General features: G+C 40.7%; 15 protein-coding genes. 9 read left to right on the top strand and 6 right to left on the bottom strand.

The window, feature by feature from the left end:
- Positions 1-63 precede the first annotated feature (63 nt).
- Entirely contained in the window at positions 64-1,113 is a 1,050-nt protein-coding gene (locus tag ACOB82_RS15825; RefSeq protein WP_448213958.1) for a zinc-binding dehydrogenase, read from the top strand.
- Positions 1,114-1,171: 58 nt separating this feature from the next.
- Here the strand turns inward: ACOB82_RS15825 and ACOB82_RS15820 are convergent, their stop codons facing one another.
- Positions 1,172-1,564 carry a DUF1761 domain-containing protein gene (locus tag ACOB82_RS15820; protein WP_448213957.1) on the bottom strand — a complete coding sequence of 131 codons (393 nt, stop codon included), beginning with the start codon at positions 1,562-1,564 and terminating at the stop codon, positions 1,172-1,174.
- A gap of 353 nt (positions 1,565-1,917) precedes the next feature.
- Between ACOB82_RS15820 and sbcD the strand changes: the two genes are divergently transcribed.
- The 6 genes from sbcD (at position 1,918) to ACOB82_RS15790 (ending at position 11,320) form a co-directional block, all read left to right on the top strand.
- Positions 1,918-3,258 carry an exonuclease subunit SbcD gene (gene sbcD, locus ACOB82_RS15815; protein ID WP_448213956.1) on the top strand — a complete coding sequence of 447 codons (1,341 nt, stop codon included), beginning with the start codon at positions 1,918-1,920 and terminating at the stop codon, positions 3,256-3,258.
- On the top strand, positions 3,255-7,199 hold the full coding sequence (locus ACOB82_RS15810) for an SbcC/MukB-like Walker B domain-containing protein (protein ID WP_448213955.1): 3,945 nt from the start codon (positions 3,255-3,257) through the stop codon (positions 7,197-7,199). Before sbcD ends, ACOB82_RS15810 begins: the two co-directional genes overlap by 4 nt.
- 51 nt (positions 7,200-7,250) lie before the next feature.
- Positions 7,251-8,138, top strand: coding sequence for a DMT family transporter (locus ACOB82_RS15805; RefSeq protein ID WP_448213954.1), 888 nt, complete (start codon positions 7,251-7,253; stop codon positions 8,136-8,138).
- Positions 8,139-8,295: 157 nt separating this feature from the next.
- Positions 8,296-8,778, top strand: coding sequence for an FKBP-type peptidyl-prolyl cis-trans isomerase (locus ACOB82_RS15800; RefSeq protein ID WP_448213953.1), 483 nt, complete (start codon positions 8,296-8,298; stop codon positions 8,776-8,778).
- 428 nt (positions 8,779-9,206) lie between these two features.
- On the top strand, positions 9,207-10,505 hold the full coding sequence (locus ACOB82_RS15795; protein WP_448213952.1) for an amidohydrolase family protein: 1,299 nt from the start codon (positions 9,207-9,209) through the stop codon (positions 10,503-10,505).
- 335 nt (positions 10,506-10,840) lie between these two features.
- Positions 10,841-11,320 carry a low molecular weight protein-tyrosine-phosphatase gene (locus ACOB82_RS15790; protein ID WP_448213951.1) on the top strand — a complete coding sequence of 160 codons (480 nt, stop codon included), beginning with the start codon at positions 10,841-10,843 and terminating at the stop codon, positions 11,318-11,320.
- 80 nt (positions 11,321-11,400) lie between these two features.
- On the opposite strand, the gene ACOB82_RS15785 is transcribed toward ACOB82_RS15790, so the two are convergent.
- Both ACOB82_RS15785 and ppsR read right to left on the bottom strand, forming a co-directional pair.
- Positions 11,401-12,462 carry a 3-deoxy-7-phosphoheptulonate synthase gene (locus ACOB82_RS15785; RefSeq protein ID WP_448213950.1) on the bottom strand — a complete coding sequence of 354 codons (1,062 nt, stop codon included), beginning with the start codon at positions 12,460-12,462 and terminating at the stop codon, positions 11,401-11,403.
- A 106-nt stretch (positions 12,463-12,568) separates the two neighbouring features.
- The gene (ppsR, locus tag ACOB82_RS15780; RefSeq protein ID WP_448213949.1) at positions 12,569-13,378 is read right to left on the bottom strand and encodes a posphoenolpyruvate synthetase regulatory kinase/phosphorylase PpsR; all 810 of its coding nucleotides are present in this window, start codon (positions 13,376-13,378) and stop codon (positions 12,569-12,571) included.
- A 294-nt stretch (positions 13,379-13,672) separates the two neighbouring features.
- Between ppsR and ppsA the strand changes: the two genes are divergently transcribed.
- Together ppsA and ydiJ are read left to right on the top strand one after the other, a co-directional pair.
- The gene (gene ppsA / locus ACOB82_RS15775) at positions 13,673-16,051 is read left to right on the top strand and encodes a phosphoenolpyruvate synthase (RefSeq protein WP_448213948.1); all 2,379 of its coding nucleotides are present in this window, start codon (positions 13,673-13,675) and stop codon (positions 16,049-16,051) included.
- Positions 16,052-16,248: 197 nt separating this feature from the next.
- Complete coding sequence (ydiJ, locus tag ACOB82_RS15770; protein WP_448213947.1) at positions 16,249-19,302, top strand: D-2-hydroxyglutarate dehydrogenase YdiJ; 3,054 nt, start codon at positions 16,249-16,251, stop codon at positions 19,300-19,302.
- Between the two features lie 78 nt (positions 19,303-19,380).
- On the opposite strand, the gene ACOB82_RS15765 is transcribed toward ydiJ, so the two are convergent.
- Genes ACOB82_RS15765 through ACOB82_RS15755 form a run of 3 tightly spaced genes read right to left on the bottom strand, consistent with a single transcriptional unit; the run spans position 19,381 to position 22,574 of the window.
- On the bottom strand, positions 19,381-20,742 hold the full coding sequence (locus ACOB82_RS15765) for an alkaline phosphatase (protein ID WP_448213946.1): 1,362 nt from the start codon (positions 20,740-20,742) through the stop codon (positions 19,381-19,383).
- Between the two features lie 12 nt (positions 20,743-20,754).
- Entirely contained in the window at positions 20,755-21,942 is a 1,188-nt protein-coding gene (locus ACOB82_RS15760) for an endonuclease/exonuclease/phosphatase family protein (RefSeq protein ID WP_448213945.1), read from the bottom strand.
- A complete protein-coding gene (locus ACOB82_RS15755; protein ID WP_448213944.1) occupies positions 21,939-22,574 on the bottom strand; it encodes a TetR family transcriptional regulator C-terminal domain-containing protein in 636 nt (211 codons plus the stop codon). The genes ACOB82_RS15760 and ACOB82_RS15755 overlap by 4 nt, the downstream gene beginning before the upstream one ends.
- Positions 22,575-22,839 lie beyond the last annotated feature (265 nt).

Below are 22,839 nucleotides of genomic sequence, written 5' to 3'. Positions count from 1 at the left end.
TTACCACTGGTAAGATGAGCCTAACGCTAAATTAATAATGATAAAAATAATAGTGAACCTAGTATGAGTAAGTTGTCCGTTCCTGCAATGAATAAAGGTTTTTCGTTAAATTTAATTGACGTTAAAGAAGCGCCATCGTCGAAGCGCATAGTATTAACCGAAAAGCCAATTCCAGCATTGAAACCGGGACAGGTACTGGTCAAGATGTTAGCTGCGCCTGTAAATCCTTCAGATTTAGTGTATCTATTAGGTAAATATGGATTACCACCACAAGATGGCGCTTATGTCGGTTTTGAAGGTTGTGGTATTGTCGTCAAAGCCAATGCAGGGCTTTACGGTAAGTGGCTCGAGGGTAAACGTGTGGCAATTTCTGCACAACCAGGCATAGATGGCGTTTGGGCACAATACGCTATTACTAAAGCAAATTTTTGTTTACCTGTGCGTAAAGACATCAGTGATGACCAAGCAGCAACCATTATTGTTAACCCATGTACCAGCGTTTGTTTAGTGGACCGTGCCATTAAATTAAACGCCAAAGCATTAGTGATTAACGCCGCCGCTAGTCAAGTGGGTAAAGGCGCTATTCGATATGCCAAACAAATGGGGCTTAAATCCATAGCAACTGTCAGATCTGCCAATAATGTCGCGGCGTTAGAAGCGTTAGGGGCTGACAAAGTGTTAGTGACTACTGCAGAAGATTACTCTGTTTCGCTGAAACAATATTGCAAGCAGTTTGGCGCTACCGTGTTATTAGATGCTGTAGCTTGTGATGATACTCCACGAACATTACGCGAAATGCCAAACGGCTCAACCGCGATTATTTATGGCCGATTAACAGAAACTCATGATCCGCTTGGTGGTTTATTTAGTGTTGCTGATGTTATTTTTAGAGATATTCGTATCGAAGGTTTTTGGTTGGCGACTTATATCGGTAAAGCTAATCCTTGGCAGGTTTATAAACTTAGCCAAAAAGTTCAAAAGCTGTTTGCTCAGGGCATATTTAAAACAGACATTTATCAAACAACCAATTTCGATGATTTCTATCCTGCGCTAGATCATTACGCCACTAATAAAAGTGACGGTAAAGTTATACTCTTACCTAATAAGGCATAACCTACCTAATTGGGCATAATTTTGAAACAGGTTAAGGCATATAGCCCAGCTTAAATAATTATTGCCAAGTGGCCAATATCACGCCGTAAAGTAAGAATTGTGCGGTGTGATAGCCGCCGTCTATCAAGAGCAACATCGCCGATTTATTGGAAAATTGGTAGTTAATGCCAAAGCTGGTAACGATCAAACCGATACTAACAAGCGTGGCGAATTCTATTGCTTTTGCCATTGTAGGATTAGGACCCAGTAACAAGGAAAAAATCAAAGCGGCAAATAGCGCATACAAGAACGATAAGCCAAACACTTTTAAGCTTGGTCCAGCCTTCGTTTCATCAAATCCAGATTCAACCATCCATTTTTTGCCAAACAGTAATGGTGAATACCAAAGGCCGCCAACTAAAAAGCTAGAGACCGCAGCGGCAATCACAGCAAAAAAATTTATATCGAGCATGCTAATTTACACAATCCTTTTGGCTAAATCTCAGCAAGAGAATGCAGTTAAAAATGAAAGCAGTTTAACAATCATTAGTGCGTGTTCGGTGTACCAAGTTAGTTGCTTTAATTATTTCGAGCCTATTACCTATCGAAAAGCTATCAAAAAAACATAGGTTGATATTGTGTTAACTCGATGTAAATAATTAAATTAACAATAGAAGTAGGGGAATATTTAGTCAAATTAAGATTGAAAAATAGTGTTAAATATCATTTCGTTGGTTAAGCGGTGAACCCGCCAAAGTTAGACTATCTATATTTGCTTGTTCAGGTAAAATTGCCTTAATTAAGAACAATAATTTTTTGCGGTTAATGAAAATACTTCACACCTCTGATTGGCATTTAGGTCAATATTTTTACGGCAAAAGCCGAGCTAATGAACACAAAGCCTTTTTTCAGTGGTTATTATCGCAAGTTGAAACACTAAATATTGATGCGGTGATTGTTGCCGGAGATATTTTCGATACCAGTACGCCGCCTAGTTATGCTCGAGAGTTATACTTTGACTTTATCACTGCACTTTCCCAGCTTAATTGCCAACTTGTAGTGTTGGCAGGCAATCATGATTCGGTTGCTATGTTAAACGAAGCAAAAGTGCTGTTATCGCAACTAAATACCCATGTCATAACGGTTGCCGAAAGCCCAAGTGCCGCAAGTAAGAGTCCAGAAACAGAGACCAGTAATGTCAGTGAACAGCTGATCACACTTTCTAACAAAGCAAAAACAGAGCAAATCGTTGTTTGCGCGATTCCATTTTTGCGGCCAAGAGATTTAATTAAAAGTCAGGCCGGACAAAGTGCCGATCAAAAGCAAAAAAATTTACAACAAGCTATCAGCGATCATTACCAGGGCTTATTTGAACAGGCTCAAAAATATCAGTTACCTGTGATTATGACTGGCCATTTAACCACGGTCGGCAGTAAAACTACCGATTCAGTGCGCGATATTTATATTGGTACCTTAGATGCGTTTCCAGCAAGTGCCTTTCCGCCAGCTGATTATATTGCCCTTGGCCATATTCATCGTCCGCAAAAAGTCGCGGGTAGCGAGGTTATTCGCTATTGCGGTTCCCCCATTCCGCTAAGTTTTGATGAAGCAGGTTATGATAAAACCGTTAATTTAGTTGAAATAAACCAATCCGATAGCGATGGCGTAATAGTCGATGTTTCAGTCATAACTATTCCGCGCTTTCAACCTATGGCGATGCTGAAAACTGATGTTGAGCAACTCGCCGAGGAACTTGACGTATTAGCCAAGCAACATCAAAAAAGTGAGCAGCAGAACGGATTAACGCTATGGCTAGATATAGAAATTACCGCCCAAGGTTATTTGCCTGATATTTCAAGCCGTGTTGAGCAACTTATTGAAAATAAACCGATTGAGGTCTTACTGATCCGCCGCAGCAAGCAGCAGCGCCAGCAAATGTTAGAAAGTCAGCGCTCGGTAACGTTAGATGAACTCTCGATTGATGATGTATTTGCTGCCCGTTTAGCGCAGGAATACCCAGAGTTCACCGACATTCAAGCTGAAGATCAAGTTGAAGTTGAAGGTCATCAGGGCAATCAAAATAAAAAGCAGCGCTTAACCGAACTATTTGGCCAAATGGTCGAGCAAATCAAACATCAGGGCGCTGGTCAAGGTAGTGCGTCATGAGAATTTTATCGTTACGCTTTGAAAACCTAAATTCACTAAAAGGCCATTGGCACATTGATTTTAGCCAGCCACCGTTTGATGGTAGTGGCTTGTTTGCCATAACCGGCCCGACTGGCGCCGGTAAAACCACTATTTTAGATGCAATTTGTTTAGCGCTGTATCATGAAACGCCTAGGCTAAAAGTGTCTGCTGAAAGCAATCAAATAATGACGCGAGATACCGCGAGTTGCTTAGCTGAAGTAGAATTTGAAGTTAAGGGTAAAGGCTATCGCGCGTTTTGGAGTCAACGTCGAGCAAAAAATCAATTAGACGGTAAGTTACAGGCAGCAAAGGCTGAGTTATCCACCCTTGATGGTGAAATTTTGGCAGAAAAGCTGCAACAGGTTAAAGCGGAAATTGCCGCGATCACCGGTTTAGATTTTGCTCGTTTCACCAAGTCTATGATGCTTTCACAAGGGCAGTTTGCCGCGTTTTTAAATGCCTCGGCAAATGATCGTGCAGAGTTGCTGGAAGAGCTTACCGGCACAGAAATTTACGGTGAAATTTCGCGTTATGTTTACCAGCAGTATAAAGAAACTAATGAGCAATTAGCGCTGTTGCAAGCTGAACAAAAAGGCATGAAGCTGCTTGATGAGCAGCAAATTAGTGAGTTTAACCAACAGGCTAAACGCTTACAGGCAGAAGTTAACGATCAGCAAACCTTGCTAGAGCGACTTGAGCAACAATCAATACAATTAAGTCAACTTAGCGACGTTAAACAGCAATTGGAAAAGCTTGATGCTGAGCATCAGACATTAAAAACGCAGCAGGCTAATGAAGCTGAAAAAATAGCAGCGTTAGAGCGAGCAAAGCCCGCTCAAAAAATGGAAACTGCCTATCAAATTAAATCGGATACAAAGCAACAATTTACTGGTGTTAGCCAAAAAATTGAGCAGTTTGATCAGCAAATACAGGCTAGTTCACAAGCGCTTAGCACGTTGGAAAATCAGTTAACAGCCAATGCACTTCAGCAGCAACAAAAATTGGCTGAACTGACTACGCGTGAACAACACTTGATTGAACAAGTGTTACCGATGGAAAAAGAACACCTTGATCAGCAAAAGTTACAGGCTGAGCTTAATAGTCAAATTTCAGCTATTAACAGCAATTATCAACAGCAACAGCAATTAATCGCGGTGGTTCAACAACAACTGGCCGCCCAGCAACAACAGCTTGCTAAACAGCAAGACTACTTAGCTCAACATCACTATTTAAAAACAATTGATAGTAAATTGCCGCGCTGGCAAGCCCAATTTAGTCAATGGCAGAGCATTACCACTGAACTGACTGCGCTAGAACCTCAATGCTTGGCATTAAAAGATGAGCAACAACAGTTACTTGCTACTGGTGGAAATGATAATGAGCAACGAGCTCGTATCGAACAAGAAAAAGTTGAAGTTGTTAATGCTCAAGCGGCAGTAGATGAGCAAATTAATGCAATATTTCTGCAGCTGAATTTTACTGACAACAATCAGTTACAACAAGCTTATCAGGCTGCACAGCATCGGCTGCAGCAACTCGCTCAGTTGCGCCATTTAGGACAAAGCTATCAGCAGCTATCGGGTAACTATCAGAAAAAATGTGCACAAATTGCTGACAGCCAAAGCAAATATCAAACGTTTGAACAGCAACTTATTGAGCGTCGTCAACAATATACTCAGGCGCAAAATACCTTAAAACACCTAACGACCATTGTTGAGCAACAAAAAACCATTATGCAGTTGGCGGATTTTCGCGCTAAATTGCAGCCTGATACGCCATGTCCACTATGTGGATCTGTTGAACATCCGGCAATTGAGCAATATCAACAAGTCGATAGTTCACAAGAGCAAGTGGAGTTAAATCAGCAAACGCTATTGGTTGAACAGCTTAAGCAGCAGGGCATAGAGCTGAACCAGCAACAAAAGCATTTATCTGAGTTATTAGTTAATCTGCAACAAGAAGCCGAGCAACTACAAACTGAGCAAAACCAGATTGAGCAAGAGTGGCAGACTATTGCAACTACGCTCGAACCAACGCAAACGACATTAACCGCTACGCCAATAACATCCGAGCCATTTAACCTAACTATTGGTCAAAGTGCGGAGTTGGCGCAGTTGATTACTGGCAATGAACAGTTGCTGGCAAATTTTCAACAAGCTATTAGCCAACTAAGTCAGTTAACTAGTCAACAACAATCGAGTCAGCAAGCATTGGCTCAATGTTCAGAGCAGCTGGCGCAAATTAGTCAGCAGCAAGCGATCACCAAGCAGCGTGTTGAACAAATTGACCAGCAGTTAAATAACAACTCGCAGCAGCAACAACAGCTAACCATACGTGCTAATGAGCTTTGGACGGCGATAATTGATGAAATTGAGCAGCTGTTATATAGCGGTTCTTTGCAAAATCGCGCTGAACAAAGATCAGGTGAGAACAATGGTACTGAGCAAGCGAGACCTGATAGTTCGTTATCATTACCGAGCGTTGATAACTTTGCTCAGTGGGCTGAGCAGTTGCAACAAGACTTAGCGCATTTTCATACAACAACTGAAGCAAGCGAGCAGTTAAAGCAAACGATCCAAGCGTTGACTAGTGACTTAGCGGTCAAGCAAGAGCAATTAAAGGCTTTTGAATATCAGTTAACTCAGCTGCAAACCCAAAATCAACAAGTTACAACCCAGCTATCGGCATTGGCTAAACAGCTAAGCCAATGGTTAAATGGCCAAACCGCTCAGCAGGCAAGGGTTGAAGTTCAACAACAAAAGCAGGCCATAGAGCAGCAAATTCAGGACGATAAAACTAAGCTTAGTGAGGCTAAATCACAACATGCGCTATTAATAGGGCAGCAGCAAAGTGTCCAAGAGCAATTAGCGGTGTTGCAGCAAAAGCTCGATACGGCGCTCGAAAATTGGCAGCAAGCTATGCAAGAAAGTCCATTTGCTAATGAAGAAGACTTTTTAGCGGCGCGAATTGCACCAGATGAGTTTAATGCCTGGACACAGCTTGTAGAACAACTTTCGCAAGCGCTAGCCAATAACCAAGCACTAATTAAAGAATATCAAACTAAGTTACAACGTCTTTCTGTGCAAGCTGAGCAAAGTGATTTAACTATGGCAAACGATCCTGCTTGGTTTAATGAGCCGACTAAGTTAAATGAGCCGACTAAGCTTGGCGAGCAATTGCCGTCAGCATTTGAACTCAGTGCATTGGTAAATGAACCCGCAGAAAAACTTGAACAGGTTTTAGCAGAGTTAAAAGCTCAATTGGCCCAGCAAAAATTGCAGTTGCAAGCGCAGCAAAACGGCCTATCTGAAGTGAACTTTGAGCTTAAAAAAGATGCTCAGCAGCGCCAATCTCAGCAGCAATTAATTGAAACCATCGCCGAAAAACAAGCTGTGCTTGATGATATAAGCCATTTAAATGGCTTAATTGGCTCGGCTGATGGCGCTAAGTTTAGACGCTTCGCCCAAAGCCTTACCCTAGAGTATTTAGTACATTTAGCTAATCAACAGCTCATGCGGTTACATGGTCGTTATCAGCTGCAGCGCCAACAGGGTGAGTCATTATCATTGGAAGTCATTGATACTTGGCAAGCCGATGCCGCGCGCGACACCAAAACGTTATCCGGTGGTGAAAGCTTTTTAGTCTCATTAGCGCTGGCCTTGGCGTTAAGTGATTTGGTCAGCACAAAAACGCAAATTGACTCATTATTTTTAGATGAAGGTTTCGGTACTTTAGATAACGATACCTTAGAAGTTGCACTTGATGCCCTCGATAGCTTAAATGCTTCAGGAAAAATGATTGGTGTGATCAGTCATATAGATACATTAAAAGAGCGTATTGCTACGCAAATTAAAGTAGATAAAATCAGTGGCTTAGGTATCAGTAAATTATCACCACAATTTGCTTATCAGCCCAGTTGAACAGCCTATAAATCAGGCGAAACCAGAAAATAACAAGGAAGAATTAATACAATGGACACTTGGATAGCGTTTACTTTGCTGGCCGCGTTCATGCAATCTGTGCGAACCGCAGGGCAAAAGCAACTGGGTGAAAAACTTTCGGCAATGGCAACCGCCGGCGTTAGGTATATTTTTGCCTTGCCATTTGCTTGGGGTTATCTGTACTGGATGATAACCATCTATCAGGTGGATTTTCCCACACTTAACGCCGAATTTTTACAGTATGCCAGCATCGCTAGTGTTTCGCAGTTAATTGGCACCGCCTGTTTAGTGGCAGCCTTTAATTATCGTAACTTTGCCGTTGCTACTAGTCTTGCTAAAACCGAAGCCATTCAAGTGGCAATTATTGGCGCTATGGTCTTTTCAGCCAGTTTAAGCTTTTTAGGTTGGCTATCGGTAATTATTGGTGTGCTTGGGGTGTTGTTGCTGTCAAAAGTTAAATTTAGACTGGCGGACTTTATTGGTAATCCTGGTGCCGGTTACGGTTTAGCGTCTGGTTTAGGCTTAGCGATCACCACGTTATTGATCAGAGAATCGAGTTTAGCCCTGAACACCCATTTAATGGTGAGCGCTGCCATCACCTTAGTGTTTTTAGTGACCGCTCAATCGCTACTGGCATTAGCTTATCTTTTAGTCACTAATCCTAAGCAAATTAGCGGGATGTTTAGTTATTGGCGATTATCGTTATTTGTTGGCGTTACCAGTGTTTTAGGGTCAATTGGTTGGTTTACCGCTGCTAGTTATCAAACTGCCGCTTATGTTAAAGCATTAGGGCAAATAGAGTTCTTTTTTACGCTTGTGCTGACTTATCGAATCTTTAAAGAAAAAATCTCATTGGCTGAATTAATTGGAATGGCATTAATTGTTGCTAGCGTGATCATTTTGCTGGTTTGGGCGTAATAACGCACTTGTAAGAGAATGGCATAAAAAGTGTAAAAAGCAGGGGATGAAAATAGTTGCGCGCAAGATAAATAATTTAGCGTAATATTTAGTAAAAGTTTGCTAAACTTGCCGCCATTGAAAACCAACCTATTTAAATAAAAGTTAAGAAACGATTATGCAAATTACCAAAGATACAGTTGTTCAATTTCATTACACAATTAAAGATGAACAAGGTGAACAAATTGAAACATCAAGCGGTGGCGATCCAATGGCTTATTTACACGGCCATAACAACATGATCACAGGTGTTGAAAATGCATTAGCTGATAAAGCGGCTGGTGATAAATTTACCGTAACGCTTGAGCCAAAAGATGCTTACGGCGAGCGTCAAGAAGATGCTATTCAACGTATCCCAACAAAACACTTACACGGTGCTGCAACTTGGAAGCCAGGTATGGTGGCTGTTGTTCAAACTGAGCAAGGTCAACGTCAAGTAACGGTATTAAAAGTAGGCCGTTTTATGGTGACTTGTGATTTAAATCCGCCGTTAGCGGGTAAAACATTAACCTTTGATTTGGAAGTGGTTGATGTGCGTGAAGCATCTGAAGAAGAAATCGCTCATGGCCATGCCCATGGCGTAGGTGGTCATCACCACTAATATTAGTTGAGTTAGCAGTAGCGAGCTGCTAACTCAAATTTCCATCGTATATGTGATTTTCCCTTTTGGTTATTCCTGTGTTTTTTAGTTTTTAATCCTTTTTATTTTCTTTTCTTTTCTCTCTATCTCTGTCCATATCGCTTTTTATTTCTCAAATTGCTTGTTGCTAGTGCTTAAACGCTTTTAAATAAATTTTTAATTACCTGCGTTATTTTTAGCAAAAAGAATAAATTAACAACAAGTTGGTTGTTAATACATCAAAAGTTGGCTGATAAAAAATCTGAAGTACGGGTACAAGATTTTATTTTCAACAAAAATAGCCAGTTATCTGTTCAGTTGCTTAATTTTTGCGATTATTGGTGATTGTCATCTGAGCATTTGCTGTTAATGTAGATTGATAATTAAGATAAAAACAATAAGGGAACAACATGAAGAAAATCTATAAACCGCTTTCAGTCTTGGCAGTAGCATTAGCTGCTAGCTTTTCCACCAGTGCCTTGGCGGATATTAAAGTTATTCATGCCGGGGAATTACTTGCCGTTCCGGGTGAAAAGCCATTAAAAAAACACACCCTAGTTATTGAAAATGGCAAAATTAAGCAAGTTGAAAAAGGTTTTGTTGCTGCAAAAGACTATGGTGATGACGCAGAGCTGATTGATTTATCTTCAAGTTTTGTTATGCCCGGCATGATGGATATGCATGTGCATTTACAATTCGAATACGGCTCAGATCGTGCTGCGGAAAAACTAAAGTTATCCGATGCAGATGTTGCTATGCACAGCGTTCACTATGCCAATAAAACCTTAATGGCGGGCTTTACCACCGTTCGTGATTTATTAAGTGAAAGTGAACAAATGTATGCACTGCGCGATGGTATTGAAAAAGGCTGGATCGATGGACCGCGTATCATTGCTGCCGCTGGTGTGTCGGTTACTGGCGGTCATTTAGATGTCGATGGTATGGCGCCTGATCTGCTTGCCTTAAAAACCGCGCCTACGGTTTGTGACGGCCCTTATGATTGTCGAAAAATCACCCGCTATGCGATTAAATATGGCGCCGATATGATTAAAATTGCTTCAACTGGCGGCGTTTTGTCTAATACAAATACTGGTACTGGTCAGCAAATGGAAGATGACGAGTTACAAGAAATCGTTAAAACCGCACACTCATTAGGACGTAAGGTCACTAGCCATGCGCATGCCGCTGAAGGTATTAATGCGGCACTTCGCGCCGGTGTCGATAGTATCGAGCACGGTAGTTATGCAGACAAAGAAAGTATTAAGTTATTTAAAAAGACCGGTGCTTACTTAGTGCCAACTTTACTTGCTGGTGATACCGTAGTTACTATGGCAAAAGCCTCGGAACGTATGCCTGCACCAGTAAAAGAAAAAGCGATCCGTGTTGGCGGCGACATGATGGAACACTTTACTCGCTCATATAAAGCCGGTGTAAAAATTGCGTTTGGTACCGATAGTGGTGTCTCCAATCACGGCATTAATGCCAGAGAAGCGGTACTTATGCACCAAGCAGGTATGACGACCTCAGATATTTTAAAATCGGCAACCGTTAATGCTGCTGACTTAATTGGCATGAGTGATAGCTTAGGTACGTTAGAGGTTGGTAAATATGCCGATATTATTGCAACCGATGCAAGCCCATTAACTAATATTGAAGAGCTTTTAGATGTCGATTTCGTAATGAAAGGTGGTAAAGTTTTTAAATTTTAATGCTCTTAGCGCGAATGCCGCTTCTTTAAAGTGAATGATGTTCAAGCATATTGTCCTTTATGGTGGCATTGGTAGGACCATTATATTGATAGAACTGTTATTGATTCAAACAAGCATTAATTTCAAGCAAGCAATAACGTTCAATAAAACCTGATAAAAATAAGCCCTTTTTAGGGCTTTTTTTATTGTTAAAAACTTATTAACATTTGTTAAACAAACGAATACAGTAGCTGCATAATTTTTGACAAAACAATAAAGGGTAACTTATTGATTTTGTTATATGGGAAATATGCAATTTTAAATTTACGCTAACTATAAAATTACTTGGTACCTCTATGAATAATAAGGAAATAAACAGCATTTTGTTCGTGTGTATGGGCAATATTTGCCGTTCGCCGACAGCTGAAGCGGTTTTTAAGGAGAAAGCCAAGCAAGCTGGGCTTAGCTTAACTATTGATTCAGCGGGTACCATAGGGGCTCACAGTAAAGAAAAGCCTGATCATCGTGCGCAAAAAGCAGGGTTTGATCGAGGGTATCGCTTTGATGGAATTAGAGCACGAAAAGTTGTTACTAAAGACTTTGAACAGTTTGATTTAGTACTTGCGATGGATCATCAAAATCTCAAAGACTTAACCGCTATTGCACCTGCTCAGCATTTAGATAAAGTGAAATTGTTTTTAGATTACGCTGAAAATTTCGATGAATCAGAAGTGCCAGATCCATACTATGGCGGAGCCGGTGGCTTTAAATTTGTTTTAGATTTAGTGGAAGATGCCAGCGATGGCTTAATTCGACAATTATTAGCACACAGTTAAAAGCTTTAGTGCGTAATTTTATGAATTTTAAGTATTAAAAAGGCTGCATTTGCAGCCTTTTCTATTATCTTTTTTAATTTTTATTTGCGGATATTTCTTCTGTGGTTTATGGCCTCGGCAAGCTTTGCTAGCATCACTTCGCTAGTGCTTAAATCAACACAAGCATCAGTAATGCTTTGTCCATAAGTATCAGCTTTACCGTTAGTCACCTCTTGTTTTCCTGCCACCAAAAAGCTTTCAATCATTACGCCAAATATGGCTTTGGTACCGCTTTCAATTTGCTTAGCAATATCATCGGCAACAAGTGCTTGCCTGTTATGATCTTTATTACTATTGCCATGGCTACAATCTATCATAAGAGGTCGGTCAATGTTCGCTTCTTGCAGAGTATCAAAGGCTTGCTGTACATGTTGTGCTTGATAGTTCGGCGCTTTACCACCGCGCAAAATAACATGGGCATGAGGATTACCATGGGTTTGGTAGATACACATTTGGCCATTTTTATCTGGAGAATAAAGCACGTGCGGTACGCTTGAGGCCTTAATTGCATCCACAGCAATTTTAACATTGCCATCGGTGCCATTTTTAAAGCCAACAGGGCAGGAAAGAGCCGAGGCTAGTTCTCGATGAACCTGACTTTCTGTAGTGCGGGCACCAATAGCGCCCCAGCTGATCAAATCAGAAATATATTGGCCGGTGACCATATCGAGAAACTCGGTACCGCAGGCAAGACCTAACTGGTTAATTTCTAATAACAATGTTCTGGCTAAATTTAGTCCTTTGGCGACATGGAAAGTTTTATCCAGATCGGGATCGCTAATAAGGCCTTTCCAACCAACAGTAGTGCGTGGCTTTTCAAAATAAACTCGCATAACAATATAAAGTTCATTGCGGTATTTTTCTTGTAGCGCTTTTAGTTGACGGGCGTAGTCAAGTGCTGCTTCGGTGTCATGAATAGAGCAAGGACCAATTACCACTACAAGACGATCATCCTGTTGGTTAATAATTGCTTCAATGGCTTGGCGGCTATCTAAAATAAATTGTGCCGTTTGTTCATCAAGAGGAATTTGCTGGGCAAGCTCAGCAGGTGACGCTAAATGTTCAATTAGCGTCGTTCTAATTTCGTCAGTTTTAATAGTCATTAATAGGTAATTAATTCGATTTATGCATGCCGCATTAGCGGCATCAATTTATTGCGCCTAACATAACGAAAATCCTTGCTTAAGTGAACCGGTTTTCTAGCAAAGCTTAATATTTATATCGCTGTAGACCTTTTTCAGCGAGAATTTTGGCGGTAATTTCTTCAACTGAAAATTTGGTGGTATTAGTAAACGGTATTTTTTCTTTTTTATAGAGTTTCTCTACTTCTCGTAATTCCATGCGACACTGGCGCGCTGACGAATATCGACTGTTAGCCATGCGGTTATCACGAATATCCATTAAACGCTCAGCATCAATGGTTAAACCATAGATTTTTTTCTTATACGGCTTTAAAAATTCCGGCAGCTTTAACTCATCCATATCATCATCGGTAAATGGGTAATTTGCCGCTTTTACGCCATATTGCAACGCTAAATAAAGCGAAGTAGGAGTTTTCCCTGAGCGCGAGACGCCGACTAAGATGATATCTGCTTCACTGTAGTTGCTGATATTTGAACCATCATCATTGGCTAAGGCGTAATTAACCGCGTCAATTCGATAATCATAACTATTTTCATGAATGCTGTGGGTTCTGTGCGCTTTAGGTTTTGCTGGAATATCTAATTCCTTTTCAAGAGGTGCAACAAAGTGCTCTAAAAAGTTATAAATAACACCATCACAACTGTCGATAATGGTTCTTATTTCTGGGTTAACAAAGGTATGAAAAACCAGTGCCTTCTGGCCCGTACGTTTACTTGCTGCATTAATTTTTGCTTTAGCTTCGTTAGCTTTTTCTATGGTTTCAACAAAACTAATGGTGTGGTGCTCAAATTCAACTGGAAATAACGATAATAAGGCGTGACCGAATACTTCAGAAGTAATGGCAGTACCGTCGGAAATATAAAAAGCAGGGCGCATTTTGATCTCTCTTTTGAAAACTTTTAAAAACAGTTTTGGAAATTTTTAGCGACAGTGTAGAATGTCCGCGTTTGAAATACCAAGCGTTAGTTGCATTTGGTTCACTTGTTTAGCTAAATGTAACGTAATCGATATTCTCGGGTATGACCAAGGTTTATATTCAAGTAGCTTTAGACTTAAGTGGTTTATAACGAGCCCTTAAGTATAAAGGTGTAAAGTTACTTAACTATATACTTTTAGAAATGATACTTTCAAAAAAGTGATACTTTCATAAACGCTCTTGGAGAATATGTCGTGCAAGAAAACGTACTTTGGTATGAAGATTTGGGAATGAATGATGTAGACCGCGTAGGTGGTAAAAATGCATCATTAGGTGAAATGATTGCAAACCTATCTAATATGGGTGTGCAAGTGCCTGGTGGTTTTGCTACCACATCTTTTGCCTTTAACGAATTTCTCGAACAAAGTGGACTCAACGACAAAATTCATCAATTACTTGATAACTTAGATGTTGATGATGTGAATGCGCTAGCAGAATGTGGTGCTACCATCAGACAGTGGGTTATCGATACACCATTCCTTCCGCAAATGCAGCAAGATATTGAGCAAGCCTATGCCAAACTAGCTGGTGAATTTACCGAAGATGCTTCATTTGCTGTTCGTTCATCTGCAACCGCAGAAGATATGCCAGATGCATCATTTGCTGGTCAGCAAGAAACGTTTCTTAATGTTAAAGGATTTGACGCAGTATTAGTTGCTATTAAGCATGTATTTGCTTCGCTATTTAATGACCGTGCTATTTCTTATCGTGTTCACCAAGGCTACGACCATCGTGGTGTAGCGCTATCTGCTGGTATTCAGCGCATGGTGCGCAGTGATATCGCATCAAGTGGTGTCATGTTCTCAATTGATACTGAATCAGGCTTTGAAGATGTAGTGTTTATCACCTCAAGTTACGGCTTAGGTGAAATGGTGGTACAAGGCGCAGTCAACCCAGATGAATTCTATGTACATAAACCAACGTTAGCCAAAGGTAACCCTGCAGTTGTTCGCCGTACCATTGGTAGTAAAGCAATTAAAATGGTGTATGCCGATACGCAAGAACACGGCAAGCAAGTTGAAATTGTTGATATTGACCAAGCGCAGTCTAACCAATTTTCATTGACTGATGAAGAAGTCATGGAGTTGGCAAAGCAAGCGGTGATCATTGAGCAGCACTACCAACGTCCAATGGATATTGAGTGGGCAAAAGATGGTTTAGACGGCAAATTATATATCGTTCAAGCACGTCCAGAAACGGTACGTAGTCGCGAAAGTGGCAATGTAATGGAACAGTTCCAATTACAAGGCAGCGCTGCGATTGTTTGTGAAGGTCGCGCCATTGGTCACAAAATTGGTAGCGGTAGCGCTAAAGTTTTATCGTCACTTGATGAAATGGATAAAATTCAGCCGGGCGATGTTTTAGTCACTGATATGACGGATCCTGACTGGGAGCCGATCATGAAGAAGGCTTCAGCAATTGTGACTAACCGTGGTGGCCGCACTTGTCACGCAGCAATTATTGCTCGCGAAATGGGTATTCCTGCGGTAGTTGGTTGTGGTAATGCTACCTCATTAATTAAAGCTGGCGATGAAGTAACGGTTTCTTGTGCCGAAGGTGATACTGGCTTTATATACCAAGGTAAAATTGATTACACGGTTAAAACCTCTGAAATCGATAAAATGCCGGAAGTGCCGTTAAAAATAATGATGAACGTTGGTAATCCAGATCGTGCGTTTTCGTTTGCTCGTTTGCCACATGCAGGTATCGGCTTAGCGCGTTTAGAGTTTATCATTAACAAAATGATCGGCATTCACCCGAAAGCACTATTAAATTACGATGCGCAATCAGCGTCATTAAAAGCAGAAATTGATGACATTATTGCCGGTTATGAAAGCCCAGTTGAGTTCTATATTGCTAAGTTAACTGAAGGTATTTCAACGCTAGCTGCCGCTTATGCGCCAGAGCGTGTTATCGTTCGTATGTCTGATTTTAAATCAAACGAATATGCTAACTTAGTTGGCGGTGAAGAATACGAGCCGGAAGAAGAAAACCCAATGATAGGTTATCGCGGTGCTTCACGTTATATTTCAGAAGACTTCCGTGATTGTTTTGCTCTTGAGTGTGAAGCAATTAAGCGCGTTCGCAATACTATGGGTTTAACTAACGTTGAAATTATGATCCCATTTGTTCGGACATTAGAAGAAGCTTCTGCAGTTATTGATATTTTAGCTGAGCAAGGCTTAAAACGTGGCGAAGATGGTTTAAAAGTGATCATGATGTGTGAATTACCATCGAATGCCTTACTTGCCGACCAATTCTTAGATCACTTTGACGGTTTTTCAATTGGTTCAAACGATTTAACTCAGTTAACCCTTGGCTTAGATCGTGACTCAGGCCTAATTGCTCATTTATTCGATGAGCGTAACCCAGCAATTAAAGCATTGTTAGAAATGGCAATTAAAGCATGTAAAGCACGTGGTAAATATGTTGGTATTTGTGGACAAGGCCCAAGTGATCACGCTGACTTTGCTGCTTGGTTAGTTGAGCAGGGGATTGATAGTGTTTCACTTAATCCAGATACGGTATTGCCAACTTGGTTATATTTAGCTGAGCAAGCTAACGCTAAATAGCCATGTAAGTTATACAAGTATTAGCGTTTAACACAATTAGCGTTTAAGAAAATTAGCGCTTAAGAAAAAGAACGGTAATAACCAGATAAGCCTAAGAAAGATAAAATTTTTCTTAGGCTTTTTTATTTGCTCACTGCCATAAAAAATATTGCGTGATATACTGTCTTTCTTTGACCAAATAATCGCTGTAAACCCTTATGTTACCTAGGTTAGACCCTGTTGAATTAATTAAACCCCTTTATCAAGATTTTATTAATGCGCTAAAGCAAACCGCATACAAAGGCGAAATTAATAGCCAGTATAGTGCGCGTTTAGCAGTGGCAACTGACAACAGTGTCTACCAGCAATTACCGCAGCTGGTGTTACACCCACGAAGTAAGCAAGATATTCAGTTAATTACTGAGCTTGCCAGCCAAACTCGGTTTGATGAGATTAAATTTAGTGCCCGCGGCGGCGGTACAGGTACTAATGGCCAAAGCTTAACCCCCGGTATAGTCATTGATTTATCCAAATTTATGAACCGAATTTTGGAGATTAATGTTGAAGAAAATTGGGTGCGTGTTGAAGCGGGCGTAGTTAAAGATCAACTTAATGATTATTTACGGCCACATGGTTTTTTCTTTTCACCTGATTTATCAACGTCAAACCGTGCCACGATTGGCGGAATGATCAATACAGATGCGTCAGGTCAGGGCTCATTAGTTTACGGTAAAACTTCAGATCATGTACTAGGGTTAACGTCTGTTTTGGCTGATGGCACTTTGCTCGATACTAGCCCAATGTCTATTGAACAAGCACAAAGTATGGCTGAGCAAGGTTCAACGGCAGGTAACATTATCAAGCAAGTGTTATCAAGCTGCCTTGATAACCGCGCATTGGTCTTAGAGAAATTTCCACGATTAAATCGCTTTTTAACCGGTTATGACTTAGAACATGTGTTTAATGATGAGCTTACTCAGTTCGATCTAAGTCGCATTATTACCGGCTCAGAAGGCTCGTTAGCCGTTGTTTGTGAAGCAAAGCTTAATCTTACGCCTATTTCCAAAGCAAAAGCTCTGGTTAATATTAAATACGATAGCTTTGATTCAGCGCTGCGTCATTCGCCTGATTTAGTCGCAGCCAAAGCGACATCGGTAGAAACCATCGACAGTAAAGTCTTAAATTTAGCAAAACAAGATATTATCTGGCATTCGGTCAGTGATTTGATCACCGATGTTCCTGATAAAGTCATGGATGGCTTAAATATGGTGGAATACAACGATGAAAACATTGCGGCGTTAGAAACTAGAATTGCTGATTTAGAAGCTATGTTAGCCAGTGATATGAAGGCTGATAAAGGCATTATTGGTTATCAAATTACCTATGATTTACAGAGCATTGGCCGACTATATGCCATGCGTAAAAAAGCGGTGGGTTTATTGGGCAATACTGAAGGTAGTCAAAAACCACTAGCATTTGCTGAAGATACTGCCGTACCACCTGAAAATTTAGCCGATTTTATTGCAGAATTTAGAGCGTTACTCGATAGCCATAACTTGCACTACGGCATGTTTGGCCATGTAGATGCTGGGGTTTTACATGTTAGGCCAGCGCTAGATATGTGCGATCCTGAACAAGAAAAGCTACTGCGCACTATTTCTGATCAAGTGGTGGCACTTACCGCTAAATATGGCGGTTTAATGTGGGGCGAGCATGGCAAGGGCTATCGCAGTGAATATGGCCCAGAGTTTTTCGGCGAGGCGTTATTTACCGAGCTAAGAAAAATAAAAACCGCGTTTGATCCATTAAATAAAATGAACCCTGGCAAAATTTGTACGCCAATTGAATCAGCCGAATCTTTAGTCAGTGTTGATGATACCAAGCGTGGTTATTTTGACCGTCAAATATCAACACCGGTAAAAACTTCTTTTGAAGCCGCACTGGGCTGTAATGGCAATGGCCTTTGTTTTAACTATGACACTGCTAGCCCTATGTGCCCGTCATCAAAAGTTACCCGCGATCGTCGTCACTCTCCAAAAGGTCGAGCCGGATTAATGCGCGAATGGCTACGACTGCTAGAAAATAACGGCGTTGATATTTTAGCATTAGAGCGAAATATCAACGGTTGGTCGGTGAAACAGTTGTTAGATAAAATCGCCAATGTCTTTCAGCCAAATAAAAGCGAAGATTTTTCGCATGAAGTGATGGCAGCAATGCAAGGCTGTTTGGCGTGTAAAGCTTGTGCTAGCCAGTGCCCAATTAAAGTCGATGTGCCAGATTTTCGCGCTCGGTTTATAAACCTTTATCACAGCCGATACTTCAGACCGTTAAAAGATCATTTGGTGGCCAACGTTGAACAACTGGCACCATTAATGGCAACTATGCCTAAGCTGACTAACAGCGTGCTTAAATCAACGCTTTATCAAAAATTTTCTGCTGCCACTATTGGTTATGTCGATACGCCGTTATTAAGCTACCCAACATTAAAACAACGTATTGCCAAACAAGCGTTCACGCCATTTAATTTAACGCAGTTAAAAGCAAAGTCGGCTGAAGAAAAAGCTAATACCGTGCTTATTGTTCAAGATCCATTTACCTCGTTTTATGATGCTAAATCGGTTGAAGCGTTAATGGTACTGGCGAAAAAACTGGGCTTTGAGCCTATTTTGTTGCCATTTAAGCCGAATGGTAAGCCGCAACATGTCAAAGGTTTCTTAAAGCGTTTCGCCAAAACTGCGCAGAATATGGCGGAGTTTCTTAATGAACTTCACCAGCTAAATATTCCAATGGTTGGCATAGATGCTTCATTAGCACTTTGCTTTCGCGATGAATATCGACAAATACTTGGTGAGCAACGTGGCGAGTTTCAGGTGCTATTAGCTCACGAGTGGTTAACGAATATTAGCAAGCAAATTACGCCAGTTACCAGTGCAACTGAACAGCCAGCATTTAAATTGTTTGCGCACTGTACAGAAAAAACAGCCCAACCTAAATCAGAAGCACAGTGGGTTGAAATATTTGCTGCATTTGGTTTAACACTGGAAAAAGTAGCGGTGGGCTGTTGCGGAATGGCGGGTACTTATGGCCATGAATTAACTAATTACGATAATTCAAAAAGCTTATTTGAAATGAGTTGGCAAGGGCAGTTAAATGAGTTAGATGACGAGCAAGTATTGGTGACAGGGTTTTCTTGTCGTAGTCAGGCTAAACGCTTTGCTAAAGTACAGTCGCGCCATCCGGTTGAAGCACTGGCAAGTGTATTGTCTGATTAATATTTTGTCAGATACTTGGTCAGCTATTTTTCGGAATGTCTTTTTTATTGGGCTGATTTAATAGGCTAAATTAATCGACTATTTATTTTCTAGTAAGCCAAAGATCTTGTTGCCGATATCAATATTGTTTTGATTCCCTTTAAATAGGCTAGCATGTTGGCCAAAGGCAATAATAGGTACATCAATAGCGGTATGGCCACCGCTAGTCCAGCCGGTGTTAGAGCGGCTATCAAGCACGCCACTAATTGCTTTGCCAACAATACGCTCAAGATAAGGTTTACGCGTTGCTTTTTGTTGCTCAGAAGTAAGCGCGTTGTAGTTAGCTAATTGTTGATTAGCATCTGCTTTGGCGTTAACGATACTTTCGTATTCTTCTTCGGTTAGGGTAAAGTTAAACAACTCATTTATAAATGCCGTACTAAGTTCCGTTTTAAGTACGCGTTTAGCAATAGTTTCAGTAGAATGTTGTTGTAACCGTAGTACTTTTGGATCCCAAATGTACTTACCTTTTGCCGCTAAGGTTAGGCCACCCGTGCTGTGATCAGCGGTTAAGATCACGGTAGTATTCGGATGTTTGGCAACATAGCTTTCTAAATACTCCATGGTTTTGGCTAAATCATCCATTTCTGTCATCGCTTCGGCAATTAAATTACCATGACCTGCCCAGTCAACTTGGCTCGCTTCAATTAATAAAAAGTAACCCTGATCATTTTCAAGTAGCTTTGTTGCCGTTTCCGTCATCATCGATAAACGGTGGCGATTACTATCATCAATGGCAAACGGTAAGCCTTTATCAGCAAATAAGCCAACAGCGACTGAATCATTGGTTAATTTTGTTAATTGCTCATAACTATCAATATATTGAGCGCCCAAGCCTTTGAGCTCGTTAACTAGGTTTCGATCTTTACGAATAAAATAACGCCATCCACCGCCAAGTAAGACATCGTATTTTAACTGGCCGTTAATTTTTTCATCGAGATAACTGTCGGCAATTGCGTCGTAGTTATTTCGGCTCTCATTATGACTGATATAAGCGGCTGGTGTCGCATGGTTTACTTGTGAGGTAACAACGCTACCGGTTTTATAACCTAAGCGTTTAGCTCGCTCTAATACGGTTTCTAGTGGTTGTTTATTAACATCAACGGCAATTGCACCATTATAAGATTTGTGTCCGGTAGATAATGCCGTAGCACCAGCAGCGGAATCTGTCACATAACCTGAAACAGCGGCAGGGTATGTCGTTGATGAACCTATGGTGTATTTATCAAAAATTGTACGTTCAATCACCTCAGTTGCAGGATCGTCGCTAAAGTAGCGATAACCTGAGGTATAAGCTGGGCCCATGCCATCGGCAACTACCATAATAATATTTTGTGGTTGCTGGGTAGCAACTGCGCTAAAACTTGAGGCAAGACATAAGGATAACAGTAATTTACGCATGTGTTTCTCGTATTAATCTAACATTAGTTCTAACCACACTAATCGGTGGTCTGAAGAGGCTGAACGGCTATCAATTAAGCGATAGAGCTCTGATTCTTTTGTTGGCCAAAATACACCGCTGTCTTTAACTTGCCAGCCAGTTTTTGATGGCAACACATAATCAGCTCGCATGCCCCAATAGGCGGTATGATGTTTAGCATTTTGGTTATCAGGTTTATGTAATTCGCCCCCTTTACTTACTGGCATCGCATCAGTGATTTTTGGATGATTAATTAAGCTGGCAATGCCGTCAGTATTAGCGTCACCGTCAACAACGGAGGCATTTAAATCACCCAGAATGACAAATGGTGAGCTTGACTGCATACCGCCTTTGAGACCTTGATCGTCGTAAATATAATCAGAAACTTCAGGGGTTATATAATCGTGCCAAAAGCGAATTTCATCGTGATTACGTTTACCGTTACGATCTTCAGGGCCATCAAATACAGGTGGTGTAGGGTGGCTGGCAAGCACATGAATGGTTTTGTCGCCAATGAGCACAGGAATGTCCCAATGTGACTTTGAAGACAGTCTTAATTGTTGCCAGACTTTTTCTGAGTAATAGCTTTGATTTGTTTCAGGGATTATTGGTTTTAGCGCACCTGGCATATCTTGCCATTTAAAGGTTTGAAAGGTGCGAATTTGGCTGTGATCAATCGGGTATTTTGACAGCAATGCCATACCAAAATGCCCAGGAAAATAACCAAAGCCATAGGTATCTTGTGGCGCCGTTATTTCACCATCACCATTAACATCAATTGGCATTTTTACGCCGGTGTTAACTGGGCCTTGATAAAAGTATGGGTAACTAACGGCTGTTTGACCATGCTGGCTTTTATTAAGGTAATCATTAATAAAAGTCGTTAAGGCAATATTGTTACTATCACAACGATCAAACTCATTGAGTAATATAATATCAGGGTTTACGCGCTGGATAATTTCAGCAATATTTTTAATTTGCTGGTGCTGTTGTGAAATTGCGGTTTGCAGTTCGCTGCCCTTGGGGATAACCGTACCACGCTCACCTTTTTCCATATAATTTAATGCTTCCATAGAAACATTAAAGGTCGCAATTTTTAATGTGTCATTAGCCATAGCAACATTAACCGAAGTTAGTAGGGCGCCAGCCCCAAGCAACATTTTTTTTAAACGAGTATTCATTTTTTCAGTCCACAACCACGTAAAATAAAGTCGGTTAAAAACGCAGTGACCTGAGTTTCATCTTCTTCTTCGTAATCTGCGCGATTCATTACCGTTAAAATTTGCGTTTCAAAATCGGCATAGTGCTGGGTAGTAGACCAAATAAGAAAGATTAAGTTGTATGGGTCGACATCGGCCATTTCACCGTTATCAATCCAGTGTTGGAACAAACCCGCTTTTTCACGCACCCATTTGCGAAGATAAGTACGAGCGAATTCTTTTAAGTGTTGGGCGCCTTGAATAATCTCCATGGCGTAAATTTTAGAGGCACTTGGATGATGGAACGACATTTTTACTTTAGAGGCGATAAACTTTTCTATCGCCACTTTCGGGCCATCTTCAGGGTTTATATCGCCAATACCTTTATCCCACATATCTAGTGTGCGCTCGAGCACCGCATGGTAGATATTTTCTTTGCTTTTAAAGTAATAAAGAATGTTGGCTTTGGGTAATTTCGCACGATCAGCAATAGATTGAACCGTTGCACCTTTGTATCCTTGCAGAATAAATTCTTCCTGAGCTGCCTCTAAGATTTTGGCTTCGCTTTGGGCGCGAATTCGTCCTTGTTTAGATAATTTGTTGTCGTCATTCATAGGTGGTTTGAGCCGAGTTAATCGGTTTTTATGGTTATTGTTTTTTTAACTTTTACCAAGTGTACCTGAGATAAAAATAATAAAACAGTGCTAACCAAGTAGTCAGATTATTTAATTAGCGATTGCAATGATACTGTCATAAATAAGTTGAAAAATATTCATCTATTGGTCACAAGATTAGGTTATTTTCCATCATAACCAAGCGCCGTTAAGCTCAGGTTTTACAATTGAAAAAAACTAACCTGTGGGTCAACTAAAAGCTAAA

This window comes from Colwellia sp. MEBiC06753 (assembly GCF_053470325.1).
The sequence above is the reverse complement of the archived record's forward strand: the minus strand, read 5'-3'. Positions and strand labels throughout refer to the sequence as shown.